Annotated in this window: 1 protein-coding gene; it reads left to right on the forward strand. The window is 69.4% G+C overall.

Translation table 11 applies throughout. From position 1 onward, the window contains the following. Nucleotides 1–156: 156 nt before the first annotated feature. Nucleotides 157–1,632, forward strand: coding sequence for an IS110 family transposase (locus EOL86_14315; GenBank protein ID NCD26746.1), 1,476 nt, complete (start codon nucleotides 157–159; stop codon nucleotides 1,630–1,632). Nucleotides 1,633–1,913: the final 281 nt, after the last annotated feature.

The following is a 1,913-nucleotide window of genomic DNA, read 5'->3' on the forward strand; positions in this document are numbered from 1 at the left end:
CCGCGCCGCTTCCCCCTCTTCGCCGGGAGGTTTTCCATCCAAAACGAAGGGATGATCTCCTCGCCATTCCCGCTTTCGCGGGATGACACGAGCCTTAGGCTCATTGGCGGGGTCGGCATGGTGCCGCCCCATGAGTAAGTATGAGGAGATCATCCAATGAAAAGTATATTCCAACGCGCGAATCCCGCAATCCTCGAATTGTTCGAAAAGGCGGGCAGTCCCGAGAAGGTGCTGTGCGTCCCGATCGACTACGCCAAGCGGGAGCATACGGCGCTGGCGTGCAACGGGGCGGGGCACCAGCTCCGGAAACCGTTCACCCTGCACAACAACCCGGCGGGGGTGGATTTCCTGGAGAAGGCGGTGGCGGGGCTGTGCCGGAAGCACGCCATCCGCCGGGAACACGTGTTCTTCGGCGGGGAGGACGGCGCGTCCTTCACGTTCAACTTCGCCCATGCCCTGGTGCAGAAGGGCTGGCTGGGGATCGGCATCCACGCCCGGGATGCGGCCCGGGAGCGCCAGAACCTGGTGGCCAGCACGGACCAGCTCGACCTGCTGGGGATCGCGGCGGTGCTGATCAACAAGAAGTGGGGCCGGACGCTCGCGGCGGAGTGCTCGCCGGCGCGGGTGCTGCGCAACCTGGTGCACCACCGCGCCTCGCTGGTGCGGGCGCGCTCGGCGAGCGCGCAGCGTCTTCATCACCTGGCCGACCAGTTGCTGCCGGGGTTCCTCGACGAGAAGCAAAGCGGCCTGACGCCGTTCACGAAGCCCTCGCTGTGGGTGATGAGCCGCGGCCTGGCCCCGCGCCGGATCCTGGCGCGCAGGCTGGAATCGCTCGCGGCGGGGCTGGAGCGGTTCATGGTGCGCCAGCCGGCGGAGAAGGCGCGCAAGTTGAAGGAGCTGGCCCGCGCGGTCCTGCCGCCGCCGGCCGCGCTGTGCGACACGCTGCAGGCCAATCTGGACCACGAAACGTCCGTCTATGCGCATCTGGACGCGTGCATCCACGCGGCGGAGCAGGATATCGCCCGGCGCCTGGCCACGACGCCCGGCGCCATGCTGACCACCGTGCCGGGCATCGCCCTGACGCTGGCCTCGGCCCTCTTTGTCGAGATCGGCGACCCCGCGCGGGACCGCGGCCTGGGCCGGCTGGTCTCCTATGCCGGGCTCGTGGCGCGGCTCAAGCAGAGCGGCGGGCCGGACCAGGAGGCCCGCACCCATGGCCGCAGCCGCCAGGCTTGCGTGCCGCTGAAACGCTGCGTGATGGACATCGCCCTCAAGATGGGGCAATACGGCCACCCCGAGCTCAAGGCCGACTTCGAGCGGCGCGTCAACGCGCACCAGGACCCGCGCCTGACCCTGGGCCGGCGCATGCTGCGCATCTGCCGCCATCTGGTCCGGCACCAGGACTTCTTCCTGCCGCCCTCGGTGCGCGCGGCCGCCGATCCGGACGTCCGCCGGCAGTACGTCGTGCGCGCCTGGGACAAGATGCTCATCAAATGGCGCGACGCCGGCGCCATCCGCGAGGCCTTTGCCGACGGGGCCCCGCTGGAGGGCTGGCGCACCGCGCTCAATGAACTCTACGGATTGAACCTCTCCAAGACGTCGCCGTACACCGGACGCACGGAAATCCCGTGAACCTCTTTCGGGCGGCCGGCGCGATGGCTTGTCGTACCTTGTCACCCTGCGCGCGTCGCGGGGATGGCTCCGGTGCAGAATGCCACGCGTCCGGCCCGCCTCTATCGTCCCCGGCTCCAACCGGGGCGGCTACCGCTGGAGGCACCGCGTCGCTCCCGCCCGTTCGGGAGACGGCTTCATATTAGGATGCGGAGGGCGGGGCCGGACGCCGCCACGACGATCCCGGCCGCCTGATAGGTTTGGCTTTCCGTCCGTCCCTTGCGGACGATCCCGCCAGCCGC

This window comes from Deltaproteobacteria bacterium (assembly GCA_009930495.1).
GTDB lineage: Bacteria > Desulfobacterota > Desulfovibrionia > Desulfovibrionales > Desulfomicrobiaceae > Desulfomicrobium.